This is a genomic window from Pseudomonas sp. (genome assembly GCF_035277045.1).
Taxonomy (GTDB): Bacteria; Pseudomonadota; Gammaproteobacteria; order Pseudomonadales; family Pseudomonadaceae; genus Aquipseudomonas.
In genome coordinates this window covers 1-2287 of record NZ_DATELE010000034.1, presented here as the reverse complement: position 1 = coordinate 2287, position 2287 = coordinate 1, and the positions used below count along the sequence as shown (strand labels likewise).

At 65.9% G+C, this 2287-nt stretch carries 2 protein-coding genes; both read left to right on the top strand.

What is annotated here, in order from left to right; all coding sequences use genetic code 11:
* Positions 1-1537, top strand: a 1537-nt coding sequence (locus VJS90_RS01930; RefSeq protein WP_324118551.1) for an L-lactate permease, incomplete at its 5' end; no start/stop codon positions are given.
* Positions 1538-1556: 19 nt separating this feature from the next.
* Positions 1557-2287 (top strand): MBL fold metallo-hydrolase (locus VJS90_RS01925; RefSeq protein WP_324118549.1); only part of this gene is annotated, 731 nt, incomplete at its 3' end.

Genomic DNA, 2287 nt, shown 5'->3' with positions numbered 1-2287 from the left:
TGCCTCGACGATCTGCTGGATCATCTTCAACCTGATTTTCCTGTATCGCATGACCCTGCAGGTCGGCCTGTTCAAGGTCTTGCAGGACAGCATCGGCGGCATCACCAACGATCGCCGGTTGCAGCTGATCCTCATCGCGTTCTGCTTTGGCGCGTTCTTCGAGGGCGCGGCGGGGTTCGGCACCCCGGTGGCGGTCACCGGGGCCATTCTCATCGGCCTTGGATTCTCGCCCCTGGCAGCCTCGGGCCTTGCGTTGATCGCCAATACCGCGCCGGTGGCCTTCGGCGCGCTGGGCACGCCAATCATTACCCTGGCGAAGGTCACCGGGCTGGACGAGATGGAGCTGTCGGCGATGGTCGGCCGGCAACTGCCGTTCTTCTCGGTGATCGTGCCCTTCTGGCTGATCTGGGCCTTCGCCGGCTGGCGCAAGATGGTCGAGGTATGGCCCGCCATCATGGTAGCGGGGGTCAGCTTTGCCATCCCCCAGTTTTTGGTTTCCAACTTCCACGGGCCGATGCTGGTGGACGTGATCGCCGCGCTGATCTCCATGGCGTGCCTGACCGGGTTCCTGCGGGTCTGGAAACCGGCGACGGTGCATACCTCCGCCGCGCTCACCGGGCGGGTGGACAACTCCAAGGTCGACCCCGACCCTGACGAGCAGCCGGGCAATCTGGCCTTTTCCCAGACCGACCGGCGCACCGTGCTGCGCGCCTGGATGCCATGGATCATCCTTACCGTCTTCGTGTTCATCTGGGGCACGGCCAGCTTCAAGAACCAGTTCGACACGCGCCAGGCCGTCGACCCCGCCACCGGCGCCGCCCTGCTCGACCCGCAAGGCAAGCCGCTGCGCGAGGCCAACCCGGTGTTCGCGCCGGTCCTCACGTTCGACACCATCCACCAGCACATCGAAAAAGTGCCGCCGGTGGTGGCCACGCCCAAGAAGGAGGACGCGCTATACCGGTTTACCTGGCTGACTGCCACCGGCAGCGGGATCCTGCTGGCAGCGGTCCTGGGCGGCCTGCTGATGGGCTATTCGGTGATGGGACTGATCCGCCAGTACCTGCGCACGATCTGGGTGGTGCGCTACTCATTGATCACCATCGTCGCGATGCTGGCGCTGGGCTTTCTCACGCGCTATTCGGGGCTGGACGCAACCATGGGCCTGGCTTTCGCGGCCACGGGGATCTTCTACCCGATGTTCGGGACCTTGCTCGGCTGGCTCGGGGTGGCGCTGACAGGCTCGGACACGGCGTCGAACGTGCTGTTCGGCGGCCTGCAGCGGGTGACGGCGGAGCAGCTGGGCCTGAGCCCCGTGCTGATGGCGGCGGCCAACAGTTCCGGCGGCGTGATGGGCAAGATGGTCGATGCGCAATCCATCGTGGTAGCCTCGACGGCCACCCGCTGGTACGGACATGAAGGAGAGATCCTGCGCTATGTGTTCTTCCATTCGATCATACTGGCGATCCTGGTCGGTGGCCTGGTCACCCTCCAGGCATACGTCGCGCCGTTCACCTCCATGGTGGTCGGTGGCGGTTGATCGGTAGAGGAGTCAAACGATGGACCTGCAGTTTCTGGGCACCAGCGCCGGGGTGCCCACCAAGGCCCGCAATGTCAGCGCCACCGCGGTGATCGAAGCGTCCGGCAAGGACTGGTACCTGGTCGATTGCGGCGAGGCCACCCAGCACCAGCTGTTGCGCACCTCGTTGTCGCTGCGCGACTTGCGCTGCGTGTTCATCACCCATGTGCACGGCGACCACTGTTTCGGGTTGCCCGGCCTGCTGGCCAGCGCCGGCGTCAGTGGGCGTACCGAACCGCTCGACCTGGTGCTCCCCGCCGCGCTGCACGACTGGGTGCGTCTGAGCCTATCGGTGAGTGATTGCTACCTGCCCTATGAGCTGCGCCTGCACGCGGTCGAGACGCTGGAAGGCTGGAGCAGCCGGCATATCCAGGTGGAGACGGTGCGCCTGTCGCACCGGGTGCCCTGCCATGGCTACGTGTTCAGCGAGATCAATCCCGATCCCCGGCTTGATGTGGAGCGCCTGGACGCCGAAGGCGTTCCCCGCGGACCGCTCTGGGGCGAGCTGGCCCGGGGGCATGCCGTGGAACACGCGGGCCGCATGCTCCAGTCCCGCGACTACCTGCGCCCCACCCGCCCCGCGCGGCGGGTGATCGTCTGCGGCGACAACGACACCCCACAGTTGCTGGCGGAGGCCATGGCTGGCACGGATGTACTGGTGCACGAGGCCACCTTCACTGAACCTGTGATCGAGCGCACCCGGCAGACCTA